The 19,931-nt window shown below is 68.9% G+C and carries 19 protein-coding genes and 2 riboswitches; of the genes, 12 read left to right on the top strand and 7 right to left on the bottom strand.

The genetic code is table 11. The features are described 5' to 3' along the window. Positions 1-51: 51 nt before the first annotated feature. A complete protein-coding gene (locus ON04_RS13745; protein WP_010542208.1) occupies positions 52-1,257 on the top strand; it encodes an oxidoreductase in 1,206 nt (401 codons plus the stop codon). 19 nt (positions 1,258-1,276) lie between these two features. Here ON04_RS13745 and ON04_RS13740 read toward each other — a convergent pair whose 3' ends face one another. After that, positions 1,277-1,861: a TetR/AcrR family transcriptional regulator gene (locus ON04_RS13740; RefSeq protein ID WP_010542207.1), complete on the bottom strand. Its 585-nt coding sequence runs from the start codon at positions 1,859-1,861 to the stop codon at positions 1,277-1,279. 145 nt (positions 1,862-2,006) lie between these two features. On the opposite strand from ON04_RS13740, the gene ON04_RS16775 reads away from it, so the two are divergent. The 4 genes from ON04_RS16775 to cobC all read left to right on the top strand — a co-directional run bounded on the left by ON04_RS16775 (position 2,007) and on the right by cobC (position 5,210). After that, positions 2,007-2,183 carry a hypothetical protein gene (locus ON04_RS16775; RefSeq protein ID WP_158217844.1) on the top strand — a complete coding sequence of 59 codons (177 nt, stop codon included), beginning with the start codon at positions 2,007-2,009 and terminating at the stop codon, positions 2,181-2,183. A 173-nt stretch (positions 2,184-2,356) separates the two neighbouring features. Beyond that, a complete protein-coding gene (locus tag ON04_RS13735) occupies positions 2,357-2,911 on the top strand; it encodes an HdeD family acid-resistance protein (RefSeq protein WP_010542206.1) in 555 nt (184 codons plus the stop codon). 198 nt (positions 2,912-3,109) lie between these two features. Continuing rightward, positions 3,110-4,144, top strand: a complete 1,035-nt coding sequence (cbiB, locus tag ON04_RS13730) for an adenosylcobinamide-phosphate synthase CbiB (RefSeq protein WP_010542205.1) — start codon at positions 3,110-3,112, stop codon at positions 4,142-4,144. Beyond that, complete coding sequence (gene cobC, locus ON04_RS13725; protein ID WP_010542204.1) at positions 4,134-5,210, top strand: Rv2231c family histidinol phosphate aminotransferase CobC; 1,077 nt, start codon at positions 4,134-4,136, stop codon at positions 5,208-5,210. Before cbiB ends, cobC begins: the two co-directional genes overlap by 11 nt. A 13-nt stretch (positions 5,211-5,223) precedes the next feature. On the opposite strand, the gene cobF is transcribed toward cobC, so the two are convergent. Beyond that, entirely contained in the window at positions 5,224-5,997 is a 774-nt protein-coding gene (cobF, locus tag ON04_RS13720; RefSeq protein WP_010542203.1) for a precorrin-6A synthase (deacetylating), read from the bottom strand. Next, entirely contained in the window at positions 5,990-9,697 is a 3,708-nt protein-coding gene (gene cobN / locus ON04_RS13715; RefSeq protein ID WP_050815372.1) for a cobaltochelatase subunit CobN, read from the bottom strand. The genes cobF and cobN overlap by 8 nt, the downstream gene beginning before the upstream one ends. Positions 9,698-9,715: 18 nt before the next feature. Next, positions 9,716-9,908, bottom strand: a riboswitch (cobalamin riboswitch). Positions 9,909-9,959: 51 nt separating this feature from the next. Between cobN and ON04_RS13710 the strand changes: the two genes are divergently transcribed. The 4 genes from ON04_RS13710 (at position 9,960) to bluB (ending at position 13,850) form a co-directional block, all read left to right on the top strand. Continuing rightward, a complete protein-coding gene (locus ON04_RS13710; RefSeq protein ID WP_029458468.1) occupies positions 9,960-10,832 on the top strand; it encodes a nitrite reductase in 873 nt (290 codons plus the stop codon). Beyond that, a riboswitch (cobalamin riboswitch) is annotated at positions 10,824-10,944 on the top strand. It overlaps the preceding gene by 9 nt. Positions 10,945-10,999: 55 nt before the next feature. Then, positions 11,000-11,665: a precorrin-8X methylmutase gene (locus tag ON04_RS13705; protein ID WP_010542200.1), complete on the top strand. Its 666-nt coding sequence runs from the start codon at positions 11,000-11,002 to the stop codon at positions 11,663-11,665. Continuing rightward, positions 11,662-13,233 (top strand): precorrin-2 C(20)-methyltransferase, encoded by a 1,572-nt coding sequence (locus ON04_RS13700; protein WP_010542199.1) that lies wholly within the window; start codon positions 11,662-11,664, stop codon positions 13,231-13,233. Before ON04_RS13705 ends, ON04_RS13700 begins: the two co-directional genes overlap by 4 nt. Further along, positions 13,230-13,850, top strand: a complete 621-nt coding sequence (bluB, locus tag ON04_RS13695) for a 5,6-dimethylbenzimidazole synthase (protein ID WP_033444329.1) — start codon at positions 13,230-13,232, stop codon at positions 13,848-13,850. The genes ON04_RS13700 and bluB overlap by 4 nt, the downstream gene beginning before the upstream one ends. A 46-nt stretch (positions 13,851-13,896) precedes the next feature. On the opposite strand, the gene ON04_RS13690 is transcribed toward bluB, so the two are convergent. Next, positions 13,897-15,456, bottom strand: coding sequence for an acyl-CoA synthetase (locus tag ON04_RS13690; RefSeq protein WP_029458462.1), 1,560 nt, complete (start codon positions 15,454-15,456; stop codon positions 13,897-13,899). Positions 15,457-15,907: 451 nt separating this feature from the next. On the opposite strand from ON04_RS13690, the gene ON04_RS13685 reads away from it, so the two are divergent. Further along, entirely contained in the window at positions 15,908-16,540 is a 633-nt protein-coding gene (locus tag ON04_RS13685) for a hypothetical protein (RefSeq protein ID WP_010542196.1), read from the top strand. 255 nt (positions 16,541-16,795) lie between these two features. Further along, a complete protein-coding gene (locus ON04_RS13680) occupies positions 16,796-17,293 on the top strand; it encodes an SRPBCC family protein (protein WP_029458460.1) in 498 nt (165 codons plus the stop codon). Positions 17,294-17,324: 31 nt separating this feature from the next. Here the strand turns inward: ON04_RS13680 and ON04_RS13675 are convergent, their stop codons facing one another. Beyond that, a complete protein-coding gene (locus ON04_RS13675; protein ID WP_010542194.1) occupies positions 17,325-17,696 on the bottom strand; it encodes a hypothetical protein in 372 nt (123 codons plus the stop codon). 183 nt (positions 17,697-17,879) lie between these two features. Between ON04_RS13675 and ON04_RS13670 the strand changes: the two genes are divergently transcribed. Continuing rightward, on the top strand, positions 17,880-18,068 hold the full coding sequence (locus ON04_RS13670) for a hypothetical protein (RefSeq protein WP_010542193.1): 189 nt from the start codon (positions 17,880-17,882) through the stop codon (positions 18,066-18,068). A 207-nt stretch (positions 18,069-18,275) separates the two neighbouring features. Here the strand turns inward: ON04_RS13670 and ON04_RS13665 are convergent, their stop codons facing one another. Together ON04_RS13665 and ON04_RS13660 are read right to left on the bottom strand one after the other, a co-directional pair. Further along, the gene (locus tag ON04_RS13665) at positions 18,276-18,464 is read right to left on the bottom strand and encodes a hypothetical protein (protein WP_029458457.1); all 189 of its coding nucleotides are present in this window, start codon (positions 18,462-18,464) and stop codon (positions 18,276-18,278) included. 226 nt (positions 18,465-18,690) lie between these two features. Then, positions 18,691-19,914 carry an NAD(P)/FAD-dependent oxidoreductase gene (locus ON04_RS13660; protein ID WP_010542191.1) on the bottom strand — a complete coding sequence of 408 codons (1,224 nt, stop codon included), beginning with the start codon at positions 19,912-19,914 and terminating at the stop codon, positions 18,691-18,693. Positions 19,915-19,931: the final 17 nt, after the last annotated feature.

Genomic DNA, 19,931 nt, shown 5'->3' with positions numbered 1-19,931 from the left:
GACACCGACTCGTGAGACCCTCGCCCCGAGGAAACAAAGAGGTCGCGCATCATGACGCCGCGCAGTGAAACTCCCCCGGCTGCCGCCGGACGCGAGCCGCTCTTCCGCCCGCTCGACGTCCGTTCCCTGCACCTGGACAATCGCCTGGTCATGTCACCCATGACCCGCATGGGTTGCCCGGGCGCTCTGCCGGACGCGATAAACCGCGATTACTACGCCTCCCGCGCGGCCGGTGGGACCGGGCTGGTCGTGACCGAGGGGATCGGCGTCGATCACCCGACCTCGGTCGACCATTCGTGCATCCCGCGCCTCGACACCCCGGAGTCGGTGGCTGCGTGGCGCGTGGTCACCGACGCGGTACACGCCGCAGGCGGTCGGATCATGGCGCAGCTCTGGCACGTGGGCCCGCTGTGGGGCGCCAACGCCCGGTTCGACAAGCCCCATCGCGACGAGCTCATGGCGATGCGCCCGATGCGCCCGTCGGGACTGTGGGGAACCCCGGGCGTAACCACGTATTCCGAGCGCAGCGTGGCACGGTGGTCGCCGGAGATCGACCCGATGACCGAGACCGAGATCGTCGAGACCATCGAGGCGTACGCCCGATCGTCGAAGCTTGCCATGGAGGCAGGCTTCGACGGCGTGACCATCCACGGCGGCCACGGCTACCTGCCCGACGCGTTCGTCTGGGACGACACCAACCGCCGCACCGATTCCTGGGGCGGCGACCTCGCCGCGCGAGTTCGCTATCCGGCGGCCGTGGTGGCGGCGGTTCGTGAGGCCATCGGGCCGGACGCAGCGCTGTTCTACCGCTTCTCGCAGCACACGCAGCAGGACTACAAGGCCCGCAAGGCCACCAATCCGGACGAACTGGGCGTCTACCTGGGCGCGCTCGCCGAGGCGGGCGCCGACCTGTTCGACGCCTCCACGCGACGGTTCAGCGACCCGGCGTTCCCGGACCTGGACGGCGACGACGGCGAGGTCACCCTCGCCGGCTGGGCCCGCCGGTTGACCGGGAAGCTGTCCGGGGCCGTGGGCGGCGTGGGCATCGGCACATCACTGCGCGAGCAGAAGTCCGGCGTCGAGGTGCAGAGTTCGGACAATATCGATTCGGTGGTGGAGCTCATGGAGCGCGGCGAGTTCGACCTCATCTCGGTGGGTCGTCTCCACCTGGCCGATCCGGCGATCGCCGGCGTTCTGCGGTCGGCCGGACCGCTGCCGGAGTTCGTGCGCGAGCAGCACGAGATGCCGCTGCGCTAGTCGCAGACCTGACCGGCACTCAGCCGGCCACCTCGGGCAGGGCAAGCAGCCGCTCCGCCATGTCGCGGCCCTGCCAGACCATCTCGGTCCCGTAGATCGGGCGGTGGGCAAACGCTCCCTCCAGCAGGAGGAAGAGGTGGTTGGCCAGGTGCCGGTGGTCGACGTCGGGTGAGGCGTCTTCTTTGACCAACTCCTCGAGCAGGTCAAGGATCGAGTGCTTGTGATAGCGGATCACCTCGTGCGCCGGGTGGTCGTCCGGCAGTTCGGCAGCGGCGTTGAGGAACGCGCACCCGCGCCGGCCGTTGAGGTGGTCTGAGGCGTACACGTCAAAGAAGGCCAGGGCGCGTGGGCTCTCGGCCTTCTCCACCTCCTGCTCGAGGAGGGCCCACCACCACCGGTGACGGTTGACCAGATAGGCCACCACGAGGCCGTCCTTGGAACCGAAGTTCGTGTAGAGGATCGGCTTGGAGACGCCGGATTCCGCGGCGATCGTGTCCACGCCGACACTGTGGATGCCCTGCTCGTAGAACAATTCGGACGCTACGTCGAGGATGCGTTTGGCGCCCGGGGTCAGGTCGCTGAGATCGGGAAAATCGATAGCCATATGGCCCTTGACTTTACAGCCCTGTATACCTAATCTGAAACCGAGCTTTACAGGTCTGTATACCTGCGCTCGACAATCACCGGGACCATCGAACTGCCCAGTTCACACGGCTCGGTTCACTCATACCCTCAAGGGAGGTCCAGCCATGGCCCCGTTCCGTCCGCTCACCCGATTCCTCACTCAGCTGTGGTTCGCCCTCGACACCGCCAGTGCACTCCGTCACGGGGGCGCGGTCTCGGATCGTGCACGCACCCTCTGCATGAACGAACCGGGCCACTCCGCGGCCCGAGCCGAGCTGCACAGCTTCGCTCAGGCCGCCTGACCGGGCCCCGGTAGGCCCGCACGCGGGCTCGGGAGCAGGCGCGGGAGCGGATGCCGACGGGGGTAGTTTCAGCCCGTTGCGGTGGACCGTCGGCACCCAACGAAGTTGCTCGATAAGTTAATTCCTATCGAGCGCGTCCGCTCTCGTGTCCCCGCGTAGATCGGCCTCCATTCATGACCGCACCCACCATCAACCCCGTCGCCCCTGTCGCCAAAGCCCTGCGTATCGCACTCTTGGTCGGTGGCGTGATCGCCATCGCATTCGGTATCGCCGTTCTGGTCTGGCCCGTCAAGACCGCTGTCGCGATCACCGCGGTTCTGGCCGTCTACGCGATCCTCGCCGGCATCGTCTACGCCGCCGTCGGCATCGTCTCCACGACCCAGGGCACGGGTAGCCGGGTGGGGCACGTCCTGCTGGGCCTGCTGTTCATCGTCGCCGGAGCCTATGCGTTCGCGTCGCTCCAGGAGTCCGCTCTTTTCCTCGGCCTGTTCGTGACGATCATGATCGGCGTGATGTGGATCGTCGAGGGCTTTACCGCGCTGTTCACGCTGAACGCGCCGGGCAACAAAGCGATCACGATTCTCTTCGCGATCGTCTCGGTGCTCGCCGGCTTCGCGCTGCTGAGCACCCCGGTGTGGGGCGCGGGCTTCCTCTGGTGGCTCCTCGGAATCTCCCTCCTCGTGCTGGGCGTGCTCAACGTGGTGCGCGGCTTCTCGGTCAAGGCCTGATCCTCGGTCTCTCGCCGGACGCGGGCCGAAAGTGGGCCCGCGTCCGGTCGTGTTACGTTCTCCCGGCCAGCAGGACCAACAGGTCGCGCGAATACCGGACCACCCCGAACCCGGACACCGGCTGGCCCTAGCGGAAACCACCGCCGGGTCACGATCGGGCTCCTGCGCTGCCGGGCCCGCGACTTCAAGGGCCTCACAATGCACGCTCCCGGGCTGCGCCCCATCGAATCCCTGGCACACCCTGACGGAACCACCCCGCTGACCCGGGCCCTGGGTCTCGGCCTGGCGGTCCTGCTGGACCGGCTCGTGGGAGATCCGCAGCGCCTGCACCCCGTCGCGGGATTCGGACGAGTCGCGCTCGCGATGGAGAATTTTCTGCTGGACCCACGCCAGTCCGCGGCCCGGCAGCGGGCTGCGGGCCTGGCGTTCACCGGGCTACTCGTCGGCGGGACCACCGCGGCGACCTTCGGCGGGAGCCGACTTCTCTCACGCAGCGACAGCGCAGTGCGGTCCGTGTTGTGGAACGCCGCCGTCGTGTGGTCCTGCCTGGGCGGGACCTCCCTACTGACCGTCGCACGCCGGCAGGACGAGTTGCTGCGGGCCGGCGACCATGATGGATCGCGCGCGCTGCTTCCGTGGCTCTGCGGGCGCGATCCGGATGCCCTCGACCCGGACGGCCTCGCCCGCGCCGTGGTGGAGTCAGTCGCCGAGAACACTTCCGACGCCGCCGTGGCCACGCTCTTCTGGGCAGCCGTCGCGGGCCCGGCCGGCGCCGCGGCGCACCGGGCCGCCAACACTCTGGACGCGATGGTCGGCCATCGCTCACCCCGATACCAGCACTTCGGCACCGCCTCCGCCAGACTCGACGACGTCCTGGGTTTCCTGCCCGCCCGCCTCGCCGGGCTCGTCGGGGTCGCGGCCGCGGGAACTGTCGGCGGAAGCCCCACCGGGGCGCTGCGGGCATGGCGGAGGGATTCCCCCGCACATCCGAGCCCGAATGCCGGTGTGGTGGAAGCGGTATGTGCCGGTGCTCTGGGCGTCCGACTCGGCGGCCCGACCCCGTACCCCTACGGCGTGCAGGACCGCGCGGTCCTCGGAGACGGCAGGCCGGTCCAAGCCTCCGATATCGGCCGGGCCGTCCGCCTTCACGACCGCGTCCAGCTGGCCACCGCCGGCCTGATGATCTTCGGACTGCTGACCGCACACCGAAGGACTGCGCACCGTGGTAGATGACGACCTCGACAGGCTGCGTCTCCACGGTGACACCCAGGTCGGGCCCGGGGAGCTCGACTTCGCGGTGAATGTCCACGGCGATCGCCCGCCCGAATGGTTGGCGGACCGCCTGCGTCGGCGCGTCGACGACCTCGCCGCCTACCCCACCGCTGCCGATGAAGCGCGGGCCAGGCAGTCTGCGGCCGACCGGCACGGCGTGGATCCCGCCACCGTCCTGCCGCTCGCCGGGTCCGCGGAGGGGTTCCATCTCCTCGCCGACCACGCCGCACGCCGCGGGATGCACGCCGCGGTGGTGCACCCGTCGTTCACCGAACCCGAAGTAGAGCTGAGACGGGCGGGAGTGCCGGTGACCCGCGTGCTTCTGCCGGCTCCGTACACCGTCGACCCGGACCTCGTCCCGGACGCGGCCGATCTCGTCGTCGTCGGTAATCCCACCAACCCGACGTCGGTCCTCCACCCACGCCGGACTCTCGCGGCGCTGTGCAGGCCCGGGCGCGTCACCGTGGTGGACGAAGCGTTCGGCGACGTGGTGCACGACGAGGCCGGCTCCACCCTCGCCGGGTCGGACCTCCCCGGACTCGTGGTGCTGCGCTCGGTCACCAAGACGTGGGCGCTGGCCGGTCTGCGCGCGGGGTACGCGGTGGGCGACCCGGACGTGCTCGCCGACCTCGCCGCGCACAGGGTCCACTGGCCGCTGGGCACCCTGCAGCTGGAGGCGATCGCGGCCTGCTGCTCGGCCGAGGCGACGGACCACCTCGACCGGATCCGGCGACAGATCGCCGCCGACCGCGAGGCGATGTGTGGGCTACTCACCGCAGCCGGGATCGAGATAGCCGTCCCGCCAGCAGCTCCCTTCATGCTGGTCAGGACGCCGAGCGGTCAGGATCCGACGGAGTTTCGCGGGCGACTTGCGGCGCGCGGGGTCGCGGTCCGGCGCTGCGACACCTTCCCCGGGCTCGACCCGCGGCACGTCCGGCTGGCAGTCCGGGGCCCGGCCGCGGTGCAGGAACTGGTCACCGCGTGGCGGGAGGCGCTGCCGGGGGAGAGCGCCCCTCCGCGGGGATAACTCCCCGCCCTCATTACGCGTTAATCTCTGTCCCACGGCGCAGCAGGTACACGTCCATCACCCAGCCGTGCTCGGCGCGCAGGCGCGAGCGTTCCTCGAGCAGGTCTGCCAGGACGTCGCCCACGCGACCCGCAACGAGCGACTCACCCGTGTCGCCGAGGTTGGCGCCCCACCAGATGTGCCAGTCGTCCAGCCCGTCGAGCGAAAGGTCGGAGTTGAGCATCACCACCACGTTGTCCGCGCCGGCGGCCACCACCTCGCGCAGTCGCCGGCCGGTGGTGATGGTGATCGTCCCGCCGATCTCGTGCAGGACGAGGCCGTGCCGCGCGGCCAGGACCTGCAGCGCCGAGATGCCTGGCAGCACCTGCACGTCAAGATCCAGGTGCCCGCGCTCGACTATCCGGTCCAGTATTCGCAGGGTGGAGTCGTAGAACGCGGGATCGCCCCACACCGGGATCGTCACATCCCCGGGCCGCTCGGCCAGGACCTGCTCCCAGGCCAGTGCCCGGGCCTCGTGCCAGTCCCGGACCACGCCGCGGTAGCCGCTGTGGGTGGAGGTCGACGACGACGAGCGGTCCCTCTCCGGATCGGCCACCCCCACCAGCTCGAGCCCGGGCGCGTGCCGTCCGAGGAGCTCGATGCGCCGGGTGAACAGTGGATCGCCCGGCCGCTTACGCGCGGCTATCGCGTAGTCGGCGGCCTGGAGTGTGCGCACCACCTCGACGGTGACCTGGTCGAGTCCGCCGGAGCCGATCCCCACCACGCTCACCCGGCGTCGGTCACTCACCGTGGGCGTCCTCGAGATCGCCCTCTACATCCAGGTAGACCTGGCGCATCTGGTCCATCAGGTCGGCGCCGGGCTCGGCCCACAGGCCACGGTCGGCAGCCTCGGTGAGGCGTTCGATGATCCCGCGCAGCGCCCACGGGTTTGAGCGGCGCAGGAACTCCTGGTTGGTCTCATCCAGCACGTATTCGCGGCTCAGGGTGTCGTACATCCAGTCGTGGACCACGCCGGCGGTGGCGTCGAACCCGAACAGGTAGTCCACGGTCGCGGCCAGCTCAAAGGCTCCCTTGTAGCCGTGCCGCTGCATGGCCGCGATCCACCGCGGATTGACCACCCGGGCACGGAACACGCGAATCGTCTCCTCGGCCAGGGTGCGGGTGCGTATCGCATCAGGCGTGGTGGAGTCCCCGACGTACGCCTTGGGCTCGGACCCGGTGAGCGCACGCACGGTGGCGATCATGCCGCCGTGGTACTGGAAGTAGTCGTCCGAATCGGCGATGTCGTGCTCGCGGGTGTCGATATTTTTCGCCGCCACGGCGATGCGCCGGTAGTTGGTGCGCATGTCCTCAGCGGCCGGCACGCCGTCGAGATCGCGGCCGTAGGCGTAGCCGCCCCACCGGGTGTAGACCTCCGCCAGGTCACGGTCGTCCCGCCAGTTTCCGGCCTCGATGGTCTGCAGCAGGCCCGCACCGTACGAGCCGGGCGCGGAACCGAAGATCCGTGTGGTGGCCCGCCGCTGGTCGGTGTGCTCGGCCAGGTCGGCGCGGGCGTGCGCGGCCACAAAGTTGAGCTCGTCGGACTCGTCCAGCCCGGCGACCAGCTGCACGGCGTCGTCGATCATCGCGATGACGTGCGGGAACGCATCCCGGAAGAATCCCGAGATGCGGACCGTCACGTCGATGCGCGGGCGCCCCAGTTCCTCCGCCGGGATCACCTCGAGGCCGTTGACCCGTCGCGACGCCTCGTCCCACTGTGGCCGCACGCCGAGCAGGGCCAGCACCTCGGCGATGTCGTCTCCGGAGGTACGCATGGCGGAGGTGCCCCAGATCGACAGACCCACCGAGGCCGGGTATCCACCGGTCTCCTCGACGTGCCGCTCCAGCAGGGAGTCGGCCATGAGCTGGCCTGTCTCCCACGCCAGCCGCGACGGGATGGCACGCGGGTCCACCGTGTAGAAGTTCCGTCCCGTGGGTAGCACGTTCACCAGCCCGCGGAGCGGCGAGCCCGACGGCCCGGCCGGGATGAATCCCCCGTCGAGGGCGTGCAGAACCGCGTCCATCTCGCCGGCGGTGGCGGCCAGGCGCGGCACGACCTCGCGAGCCGCGAACTCCAGGACGCTGGCGACCTCGTCGTCGTCATAGTCGTGGTCGTGGTCGTGGTCGTGGTCCGATCCTCCGACTGCGGCGAGGACCTCGGGCACGGCGGCCACGTCCCAGTCGCGCTCGTCCATCGCCACCACGAGCGCCCGGGCTAGCGCTTCAACGCGGTCGACTTCCTCGGTCGGGGCGCCCTCGGCCAACCCGAGCGCGCGACGCAGGCCCGGCACCGCGGCGGACTCCCCGCCCCACACCTGCGAGGCCCGCAGGATCGCCAGCACCAGGTTGATGCGCGCCATACCGTCAGGTGCCTGACCCATGATGTGCAGTCCGTCGCGGATCTGCACGTCCTTGATCTCACACAGCCAGCCGTCGACGTGAAGGATGAAGTCGTCAAACTCCTCGTCGCCCGGTTGTTGCTCCATCCCCAGGTCCTCGTGCATGTGCGCGGACTGCATGAGAGTCCAGATCTGGTCGCGGATGGCGCCGAGCTTGCCCGGGTCCATCGCGGCGATGTTGCCGTACTCGTCCAGGAGCTGCTCGAGCCGCGCGATGTCGCCGTAGGACTCCGCGCGGGCCATGGGCGGCACCAGGTGGTCGACGATCGTCGCGTGCGCGCGGCGCTTGGCCTGCGCCCCCTCGCCCGGATCGTTGACGAGGAACGGGTAGATCAGGGGCATGTCGGCGATCGCGGCGTCGGTCGCGCAGTCCGCCGACAGGGCCGCGTTCTTGCCCGGGAGCCACTCCAGCGAGCCGTGTTTGCCCAGGTGGACCAGCGCATGCGCGCCGAAGCCGTGGCGCAGCCACCGGTAGGCGGCCAAATAATGGTGCGACGGCGCAAGCTCGGGGTCGTGGTAGATCGCCACCGGATTCTCGCCGAACCCGCGGGGCGGCTGGATCAGCAGGACCACATTGCCGGCCTGCAGCGTCGCGAGCACGATCTCGCCGGCGTCGTTGACGAACAGCTCGCCCGGCGCCTCGCCCCACGCCTGCACCATCTCATCGCGCAGCGTCCCGGGCAGGTCCCCGGTCCAGCGCAGGTAGTCCGGTGTGCTGATCCGGACATGGCTGTCGGTGAGCTGGGCCGTGGTGAGCCACTCCTCGTCCTGACCGCCCGCGGCGATGAGCGCATGGATCAGGGCGTCGCCGGCGGCCGTGTCGTCGGCGTACGTGGCCTGGTCGAGGAACCTGGCGATGGGCCCGTCATCCGGGCCGAGGTCGTAGCCGTCCTCGCGCATGCGGCGCAGCAGGCGGATGGTCGAGACCGGTGTGTCCAGGCCGACGGCGTTGCCGATGCGGGAATGCTTGGTGGGATAGGCCGACAGGACCAACGCGACTCGCCGCTCGGCTGCGGGGACGTGCCGCAGCCGGGCGTGGGCGACCGCGATGCCGGCGACGCGCGCGCACCGCTCGGGGTCGGCCACGTAGCGGGGCAGTCCGTCGGCGTCGATCTCCTTGAACGAGAACGGGGCGGTGATGATCCGGCCGTCGAACTCGGGGATCGCGATCTGGTTGGCCGAGTCCAGCGGGTTGACGCCGTCGTCGGAGGCTTCCCAGTCGTCCCGGCTCCAGGTCAGGCACAGTCCCTGCAGCACGGGGATGTCCAGCGCGGCGATGCGCTCGATGTCCCAGGTCTCGTCGTTCCCGCCGGCGCCCGCAGCGCCCGGGGTGGTGCCACCGGCCGCGAGGACCGTGACGACCAGCGCATCCAGGCTGCCGAACGCCTCGAACAACTCGTCCGGCGCGGAGCGCAGCGATCCGGCGAACACCGGCACGCCTATCGCCTCGCCGGTGGCGTCGATCGCGTCCGCCAGGGAGTGCGCGAACCCGGCGTTGCCGCTGACCTCGTGGGCGCGGTAGTAGAGCACGCCGACGCGGGGCAGGTCCCCTACGAGAGCCTCCGGCCGCTCGGGCAGACCCCACACGGGCACGGCCACCGGCGGCTCGAAGCCCGTGCCGGTGAGCAGCACGGTGTCGGACAGGAAGGCATGGAGCTGCGCGAGGTTGGCGGGTCCGCCCTCGGCGAGGTAGCGGTGCGCCTCAGCGGCGGTGCCGATGGGGACGGTGGAGACCTCCATGAGGTCGGCGTCGGGGGCCTGCTCGCCGCCCAGGACGACGACGGGCACGCCCGCGCCCAACACCGCCTCGAACCCGTGATCCCAGGAGCGCCTGGAGCCGAGGATCCGGATCACCACGAGGTCGGCCCCCGCGAGCAGGTCCGGAAGCTCCAACTCGACGTCGATGCGGGACGGGTTGCCGAGCGTGAACTCCGCCCCGGACTCCCGCGCGGACAGCAGGTCCGTGTCGGACGTGGACAGCAGTGCGATGCGTGGTGCGGGTGATACTGAGGCGTCATCAGGGGACACCGAACGCCGATCGTGGCGCATGTTCTTCTCCAAACCCTCGTGGAACATGTCGCCGTGGCCGGTCTCCTGGCTTCCGCATCAACGCCGCGCAACCGACCTTCCCGGGCCGTGAGGCCCAGTGGTCTCCGCCCGTTTCCGGGCAGACGAGGGTGCGCGACTCCGCGACTACAGTGGCGAGGGCCGCGCCGGCTTTTCCTCCGGCTTCCCGAACACCACGGCATCGGCGACTCTATCCGTCACCTCCGACAACCGGGCCGTCGCCCCGGGTGCCACACTTGCCGACGTGAGCTCCCCCGACCCGATCCGCCGCACACGCGGCGACCTGTGCCCCGGAGTACTGCGCCCATGGCCCGCCGCCGACGGCGCCCTGGTCCGCCTGCGCGTCCCCGGTGGTCGCGTGTCACCGGCGTCGCTGGCTGCACTGCACGGGGTCGCCGCCGAATACGGCGACGACGACGTGCACGTGACCACCCGCGCGAACCTGCAGGTGCGGGGACTTCCCACCCGCCCGGACGGACAGCTGCCGGATGAGGTGGTGGCGGCGATCGAGGCAACCGGGCTGCTCCCGGCCCCCGGACACGAGCTCGTGCGCAACGTGTTGGTCTCTCCGCTCACAGGACTGACCGGTGGCCGCGCAGATCTACGTGCCCTGACCGAGCAGCTCGATGCCGGGCTGCTGGCCGACCCTGCGCTCGCCGGATTACCGGGCCGCTTTCTGTTCGTGCTGGACGACGGCCGCGGCGACCTTATCGACCGGACCTGCGACCTCGGTCTGGCGGCGCTGGATGCCGGGACCGCGCAACTGCGGGTCGGCCCGGGGTACGCGGATGTGGTGTCGCTGGCCGAGGCCGCGGACCGGCTCGTCGCGCTGGCGCGGGAGTTCGTCCTGGCCCGCGGCACCAGCCCGGACGCCCCGTGGCACATCAGTGAACTCACGCAGCCGATCCCCGCGTCCCTCGCGGGCTCCGCACCGGCCGACCACCGCCTGCCGAAGGCCGCGCCGGCGCTGCCGTACGGGCCGGTGACAGGCAGGATCGAGCACATCGAGGCACCGGCCGGCATCCTCGATCGCGCGCTGATCGCCCGGATCACCGGCCCCGATGTCGTTGAACTGATCGTGACCCCATGGCGGGGAGTACTGGTCGTGTCGGCGTAAGCTGCCAGCTGTCCCACGGCGAGGAACCCGGTGCGATTCCGGGGCGGTTCCGCCACTGTGAGGCCCTGACCAGGGTCGTCAGCCAGATACTGGCCGCGGGCAGGGCGCGCGTCTGTTCTCGCGCCGACACCGACTTCTGAGCGGGGCGAGAACCCCGAGGAGGACCCATGCCCGCCGCCCTCCGGCCGCCGCGTCGTTATGACTACATCGACGACGGGCCGGCCATCTATCTCGACTCCTTTGCCACCATCCGTCGCGAAACCGACCTATCGGGCCTGCCCGCGGATGCCGAGAAGCTCGCGGTGCGCATGGTCCACGGCACCGGGCAAACCGATCTGGTCGACGACCTGCGTGTCCACCCGCTGCTCGTGAAAGCGGCGCGGGGTGCGCTCGAGTCCGGCGCGCCGATCCTCTGCGACGCGCACATGGTCGCCTCCGGCGTCACCCGCGCCCGGCTGCCGCAGGACAACGACGTGGTCTGCACTCTCCGGGATCCGCGGGTACCGGAGATGGCGGCGCAGATGGGCACCACCCGGTCCGCGGCGGCACTGGGCCTCTGGGCTGACCGGCTCGACGGCTCCGTGGTGGCGATCGGCAACGCCCCCACCGCGTTGTTTCACCTGTTGGAGATGCTGCTCGACGGAGCGCCCCGGCCGGCGGCGATCATCGGGTGTCCGGTCGGTTTCATCGGCGCGGCCGAGTCCAAGGCGGCCCTGGCCTCGTTTGCGACCGATCACGGCATCGACATCCCGTTTGTCACCGTGCACGGCCGGCGCGGCGGCTCGGCCATGACCGCCTCCGCCGTCAACGCCCTGGCACAGGAGTCTGAATGACCTCCGCGCACGCACCCGACAACGCTGCGGCGCCCGGCACCGTGGCTGCAGGTGGCACGGGCCGGCTCTACGGCGTCGGCGTGGGGCCGGGCGATCCCGAGCTCATGACGCTCAAGGCCGCCCGGCTCATCAGCTCCGCCGACGTGGTGGCCTTCCACGCCGGACGCGGAAAGCAGTCCAACGCCCGCCGCATCGCGGCCGATCTCATCCCCTCCGCAGCCGTGGAGGAGGTGCTCGAGTACCCGGTCACCACGGGCGTCGCCGACCACCCCGGCGGGTACGCCGGCGCGATCGCCGATTTCTACGAGCGCAGCGCACAGCGGCTCGCCGGGCACCTGTCCGCTGGCCGGACAGTGGTCCTGCTGGCCGAGGGCGACCCACTGTTCTACGGCTCGTTCATGTACATGCACGATCGCCTCTCGGAGCAGTTCCACACCGAGATCGTGCCCGGGGTCCCCGCCTTTGCCGCCGCCACCGCCGCGGCCGCGACCCCCCTGGTGCGGCAGACAGACGTGCTGACCGTGCTGCCCGGAACTCTGCCCGAGGCGGAACTCGCCCGGCGACTGGCCGACACCGACGGCGCGATCATCATGAAGCTCGGCCGCAACTTCCCGGCTGTGCGCCGCGCCCTCGAGTCCGCCGGCCGGCTCGACGGGGCGGTCTATGTGGAGCGTGCCTCGACGGATGCAGAGGCGCATCACCCCGTCCGCGAGGTCGACGCGGCCACCGTGCCGTACTTCTCCCTCGTCGTCGTCCCCGGAGACTCCCACCACCAGGACCCCACGGGACGCCGCCCCGAACCACTGACCGCGGCGGCCCCGTCGTCCGGCGAGGGCGGGGTGGTCCACGTGGTGGGCCTGGGTCCGGGGCCGCAGGACTGGCTCACCCCGGAGGTGTCCCGCATCCTCGCCGAGGTCGACCACGTCGTGGGGTACGCGCCCTACGTTGACCGGGTCGCCCAGCGCCCCGGCCTTCGTCGCCACTGCTCGGGCAACACGGTCGAGGTGGACCGGGCCGGGCTCGCGCTCGAGCTCGCCGCCACCGGCGAGAAGGTCGCAGTGGTCTCCGGTGGCGATGCCGGGGTGTTCGGCATGGCCTCGGCCGTGTTCGAGGCCGCCGAGGACCCGCGGCATCACGGGGTCGAGATCCGCGTGGCGCCCGGGGTGTCCGCCGTCCAGGCGGTGGCCGCGCGCGCTGGTGCGCCGATCGGCGCCGATTTCGCGGTGGTGAGCCTGTCCGACCGCCTCAAACCGTGGGACGTGGTCGCGAGACGCCTGGACGCGATCGCCACCGCGGACCTGGTCCTGGCGATCTACAACCCGGCCTCCCGCTCGCGCACCCACCAGGTCGCCGACGCGCGGGACGTGCTGCTGCGTCATCGCGATCCGGCCACGCCCGTGGTGGTGGGCCGCGACGTGGGACGGGCCGAGGAGTCGTTGACCGTCACCACCCTCGGCGATCTCGACTGCAGCTCGATCGACATGAAATGCCTGCTCATCGTGGGTGCGTCCGGGACCCGGGTGACAGATTCCGGCCGGGTGTGGAGCCCGAGGTTCGTGCGGGCATGACGCCCATGAACCACGATGATCTCGACGCGCTCTGGCGGGTGCTCGCCACCCGACGGGACCACCGTCATTTCCACACGACGCCGGTGCCGCGGGAGACGATCGACAGGCTTCTCGCCGTGTTCGCGGTGGCGCCGAGCGTCGGCCTCAGTCAACCGTGGCACGTGACCGTGGTTCAGGATCCGGCGGTGCGCCACGCCGTCCACGAGGGTTTCCGCGATGTCCGTGCAGCCGAGGCCAAACGCTTCTCGGGGAAGCGCCTCGAGCTCTACAACACTCTTCGTCTGGAGGGGATCCTGCAGGCGCCCGTCGGTCTCGTGGTGAGTCACCTACCCCCCGAAGGGCCGGTGCTCGGAACCACCTCGATGCCCGCGGCGTCTGAATACAGTGTCATCTCCGCCATCACCCTGCTTTGGCTGGCAACCACGGCCGAGGGGCTGGGCATGGGCTGGGTGAGCCTCCTGGATCCCGAGCACCTGAGCGGCGCCGTGCCGATTCCCGACGGTGCCCGACCGCTGGCCTACCTGTGCATCGGCCACCCCGCCCGGGAGCTCGACGAGCCACTACTGCAGACCGTTGGCTGGGGCAGGCGGAAGCCCCTGTCCGTCGACTGGATGTGACCCGACCAGCTCTCGCTATCTGCAGCCCTGATCCGCGGCCCCCGTCTCAGCGACTGACCGCCGCTCCGGTGCCCGTGTAGGTTTTCCGCAGCTCACGCTTGAGTAATTTTCCGGTGGCCGTCCTGGGGAGCTCCTCAGCGAACCGGACTTCTGACGGCGCCTTGAAGTGCGCGATGCGTTCTCGAGTCCACTGCCGGAGCTCGTCAGCCTGGAGTGTGGACCCGTCCGTGCGCACCACCACGGCCATGACGCGCTCGCCCCAGGCGTCGTCCGGGATCCCGACCACCGCCACTTCGCGAACCTCGGGATGCTGATACATGACCTGCTCAACCTCGATCGGGTAAACGTTCTCCCCGCCGGTGATCACCATGTCTTTCTTCCGGTCCACGAGTGTGTAGAAGCCCTGCTCGTCCCGCCGCGCCAGGTCGCCGGTGTGGAACCACCCACCTCGTAGGGCTCGGTCGGTCTCGGCGGGTTTACCCCAGTAACCGACAAAGACGTTAGGGCCGCGGACGCAGAGTTCGCCCACCTCGTCCGTCGGGACCTCGTATCCCTGCTCGTCGACGATCCGGAAGTCCATGAGCAGGACGGGGCGGCCGATCGATCCGGCGTGGTCAACGACTTCCTCCGGCTGCAGACAGGCGGCGTTGGGCGAGGTTTCCGTCATTCCGAACCCCTCAGTGAACTCCATCCCGTACTCGCGCAAAGCGTGGATGACGGTGATCGGACACGGGGCGCCCCCGCTGATAGCCGAGCGGAGGCCGGACAGTTCACGGTCCCGGATCGAGTTCGACTGGGCGATCGCGGCCCACATGGCGGGGACGAGGAACGCGGTGGTGGCGCGGTGGTGTTCCACCGCGTCGAGCCACAGGTCCGGGGAGAAGGACTCGGTGATGACCACCGTGGCGCCGACGAACAGGAACGGGAGGGTGTGCACACCCAGAGCGCCGATATGGAACAAGGGGGCCGCGGAGACGGTGACGTCCGTGCGTCCGATGCCCGAGCCGAGTCCCATCGAGTTGACCGCGTTGTGGAAGAAGTTGCCGTGCGTCAGCATCGCGCCCTTGGGGCGCCCGGTGGTCCCGGACGTGTACATGAGGACGCAGATGTCCTCATGCGAAATGGAGTTCTCCACCCGGTCTGCGGAGGCACCCTCGAGGAGCATCTCGTAGTGGCCACCCCCCGCGGTCCGCTCTTGGGCGGTGGGGACGGCCACCATGGTCCGTAGACGCGTGTTCTCGGCGGTGGCGGCGTCGACAGCGTCGGCAAAGATGGTGCTGTAGAACAGGAATGAGGAACCGGAATCCTCCAGCACGTACGCGACCTCCGAGGGGTGGAGTCGAAAATTCACCGGTACGGAGATCGCGCCCAGTTTGGCGACCGCGATGTAGATCTCCATCATCTGGGGGCTGTTGAGCAGGAGCATTGCCACCCGGTCGCCCCGCTGAACGCCCAGCGTCGTCAATGCGTCCGCTAGCCGGTTGGTGCGATCCTCGAGTTCGGCGTATGTGGTGGTGACGCCACCCACCCCGTCGATGTAGGCGATGCGCTCGCCGTTGCGGAGGGCGTGGCGGGTCGCCCAGGAGCCGAATCCGGAATCAGTCATGGTGTGACGATAGACACACAGCTCCGCCAAAACAGTCTTTTTTGATTGTTTCCGTGAGGGTGCACCGCGATCCGCGTCAAACGGCAGCCACTTCACCGATGGGAGAACACCGCGCGCAGGGAAGGTCCCTACTTCGAGCTCTTTCCGTCCGCGCGCGACCGTCTTGTAGAGCACGTGACCTACCGAGTGCTCGCGATCCGGAAGGGGGTCAAATGCCGGTTCGAGTGCGTGCGGACAGGCCCCGTTGGGCCAGGCAGCATTAAAAATTGTTCCCGTGGAGTCAACCCAGGACAGTCCCTGTATACGTCACATCAACACGGCAAAATCCAATGCTTGTGCGGTTCACATCGACCGAAGTGTTTGTTACGTTTGCTTCTTGCCCGGGCCACCCGGCCTACTCAATCGACGGTCCCCCGTCGATCTGGGCAGACCGAACGAAAGGAAACACTGCATGCGTTTCACCCGTTTCTCCGGAATCGCCGCCACTGCCGCGCTCGGCGCCGCCACCGTCCTCGGCGGAGCAGGCATTGCCCAGGCCGGCTCGCTCGGTTCGCTCACGGCTGGCTCGTCCGCACCGGCACCCCTCGTGTTGGATCTCGAAGACGCAGGCAAGGAGAAGGCGAACGGCACCCTGACCAACGACACGGAAGAGGCTCTGGAGTGCACCGTAATTCTTGGTAATTCCAAGGCAGTGGCCGGCGAGGAAGCCGCAGTGGCCGCAGACGCGACCCACGATGTCCAGCCGTTCGCGGGTCAGTTCGCGTTTGTCCCGGGAATTCAGGTCCCGGCGAACGGCTCTGCTGACTGGGACGTCACCTACACCGAGCTGGCCGACGATCCCGTTGCCGGTGCAGGGGCGTTCTGCGGTGACGCGGGCAAGGATCGTCTCCACGCCTTCGACTACGAGTCCGATGGCACCGGCTCGCTCGATAACGTGCTCGGCTCACTCGGCTCGTCCAACGGTGAGGCCACCGACGACGACGCCCCCAACGGTGACAACGACAAGGGCGACGCGGACAAGAACGACACCGGCTTGCTCGGTTCGCTCGGCTCGTCCAACGACGAGGACAAGACCCCTGCGTGAGACTCCACGCTCATGGGTGGGACCTGAGCCCGGATAGCTAGGACTCGTCTCCCGCATCCGCATAGCGGTTCCTTCGACACCCCGCCACGATTCGACGTGGCGGGGTGTCGTCTTACCACCGCAGCGACGGGCCACGGTCCATGGGCAGCGACCTCTTTCGATCGCGCTCTTTGCGATACAGAGATGAAAGATTGCCGAGGCGTCGAATCTCGTCGGCTACCGACCCGTGGGCGGGCCCTATGGCACGCTTGACCGATGTCACGCCCGATGCACGTGTCCGACAGCATCGAGGTCGCGGCTGACCCGATGAGGATCTACAACGAACTCGCTGATCCTTCACATATGGCACGGTGGAGCCCCGAGAACGAAGGCACAGATGGCCCGGGCCGCGGTCCCCTGTCAGTTGGAGACGAGTTCGTCGGCCGCAACCGCCGGGGTTTCGTCCGCTGGACCACCACCTGCACCGTGAACGTCGCAGACCCGGGCGAAAAGTTCGCCTTCCGGGTGAACCGGATCGGACTACGCCGTCCCGTGCTCCGCACACCCATCGCCACCTGGACCTATACCCTCGAGCCGGCCGGTGACGGCATCACCCGCGTAACCGAGACCTGGCAGGACGACCGCACGGGGTGGCCGGACGCGTGGGCGGCCCGCTTCGACAAGGTGGCAACCAGCGGCAGCACGTTCGACCGGTTCCAGGCGAAGAACATCGAGCGCACCCTCGCCCGCCTCAAGGCCGATCTGGAACGCTGAACTCGCCTCGAATCGTGGGCGACCGCGCACTTCACACCCGGTCACGCCGCCACGCCCAGACTGAAAGACCGGCCGCGACCACCGCGGTGATCGGTAGCGCCCACAGGGCTGCCGAGTAGAGGCGCATACAAAGGTAGACCGAGTTGAACTGCTCGTTGCTCAAGAACTGCATTTCGTGAGACCTGTCGGCCAGCGGCATGTACATCGTCCAGCCTCCGACCGCGCCGACCCCGGGCAGCCATACCGAGATCGAACCGGCCACCAGGAGTATTGCCGCCGGGAACGCGATCCAGAACCACGGGAATCCTGCAGGAGGCTGCGCCGCTCGTCGCGGAAGCACCGCGCCGCCGACCAACACGACGATCAACACCGCGAACGTGAAGATCCACACCATGGCGGTCATGGTATCCGGCGAACTCTGCGGGCGCGTGCGCCCCGGGCCGAGATAGCGCCGGGGTAATTCGTGGGAACTTCTACGCCCAGTCGTTTGATTTAAAGGTCAAGTAGTGGGAGATACATTGTGGGACTGAGCGTATCGTGATCCGAGGATGCCTCCCGCCCTTAACCCCAACCATGGAGTTTCTCGATGATCATCCGCCCCAACGGTCCCATCAGCGGACCGGCGTACGACGCAATTAATGCTGTATTCGGTGCGGTCGCCGGATTCTTGGACTCCGTTGGAATCCCCACGGAGCAGTCCATCGTTCCGCTCAGCTTCCTCGCCATGCCCTTCGTGGCGGGTTCTAGCTACCTGCCTGCGGCGCTTGGATCCTGAGCTGATCCCAACGTCGGTAGATCGAGGAGTAGTCCGCGGCGGCCAGCAGACGTTGGTCGTTGTGGTGACCCGCCCGGTGCGCTTGATACCGACCGCGTTCAGGACTCCGGGCAAGAAAGCTCGGGGATCGATACACGGTCACCTGCATCTCTCTGCCCGTCATGCCCCGGGGCTCCGCGGCGAGGCGGCGCTCAGCCTCCGGAGTCGTTATATAACGGGCCTGGAAGCGGCGCGGCGATATCGGCAGGACGTCGTGGGCAGGTGAACGATAGCTCCGTCGACGACCTGCGCCACCTCACCGGACATCGAGTGCAGCACGTGTTCGTCGATGGTCTGCCCCAGGTTGACCGTGTAGGGCACGGCCATGACCACGTCGACGCTGTGAGCAGAGTCCATGGACTCGGTCACTCAGCTGGCGAGCGGGCTGGTACTACCCGGGGCGTACCCCATGCCACAGACGATGCGGACGTCGGCGGCTCTCGTTGCAGCGACGAGTTCTGCGATCAACCAGTTCGTCGTAGCGCGGGTCGGAGGCCAGGAGTCGCGCTACGGAACCGGCGACTGCGCCGGCACTGAGGATGACGAGATCCATCTTCTTTCGGGTGCGCGTAGAGAGCGCGAGTCAGTTGGGTGTGACCCAGCGGGCGCGGAAGACCTCGTGCGGAATGCCGTCTCTCCATTGACCGGCCAGTGTGTATTCAGCCGTCAAGCGCCCGAGTTCGTCGGCGGCCATCGCGCCCCGCTCGCCCTCGACGACCACCGTGACCCGGTCATGCACCCGGTCCCGGTACGGCAGTCCCGTCGGGGTGTCGCACACAGTGCACGGCCGGGTGAGCGCCGGACCGAGTTTCTGGTCGGGCATCAACTCCGCCAGCAACTCGTAGGTGTCGTCGATGTCGGCGGTCCGGCCACCCGTGCGTACCCACTCGGCGATTTCATCGGACGACTCGAGCGGGGTGTCGAGCAGACTGTTGCCCGAGACCTTGATGTACCACTTGCCGTCCGGGTAGCGCAGGGGCGACATCACGATGCCGCCGAACCGGAGCTGCCCGTCCGCGAACTTCAGGTACATCATCGCCGGCATGTCGACAGTGGCTGGGTCGTCCACCTCGACCAGAACGACGGTCGCGCCATAGGTCTGCATCTGCAGTCGACGCGGCAGCAGGCCGGTGGCGTTGGTAGCTGCGCCTGTCGCCAGCACGACCTTGTCCGCGCGCCACGTGTCCGATGACTTTCCGACGACGAGAACGCCGTCGTCGTCGTTCTCCGCACGCTCCAACGAGACCGCCTCGTCCCGGACGAGGGTCACGCCAGCCGCGGTAGCGACCGCGAGCTCCGCGCGCACCAACTCCCGTGGGTTGAGGATCGCGGCGTCACGCTGGACCACGCCGACGTGCCCCGGGGCGAAACGCATCCGCGGGTACTCACTGCGCAGCTCATCCGCACTGAGCGGCGAGACGGGGACCCCCAGGTCCTCGGCGTTGCGGAGCAGTCGGTCCCTGTCGAACCACTCCGATCCCCGGTTGCCTTCGGTGACGTCGGGCAGGATACTAAGCGACTCGGTGGGGGTGGTGAAGGTGACGCCCGAGCGTTCCCGCAGCTCCGGGAAGCGTCGGATCGACCGGGTGGCCAGCAACGAGGTCACCAGTGGAACCTCGAGAACGTGCGCCAACCGACCCTGGTCGTAGTAACCCGCCCAAACGCCCTGGTGATCGTCGAAACGTTCGGGCTCGGCGGGGCCGACGACGATCACCGATGCGCCCTGGTCGGCCAGATGCCTCGCGGTGGCGGCGCCGATGGGGCCGGCGCCCACCACTGCGACGTCGTACTGGGATTCGACTGACATGGTGATGTCCTCTCGCG

Source organism: Dietzia alimentaria 72, from assembly GCF_000226215.1.
Lineage (GTDB): Bacteria > Actinomycetota > Actinomycetes > Mycobacteriales > Mycobacteriaceae > Dietzia > Dietzia alimentaria.
Note: the sequence above shows the minus strand (reverse complement) of the source record. Positions and strands in the feature narration are given on the sequence as shown.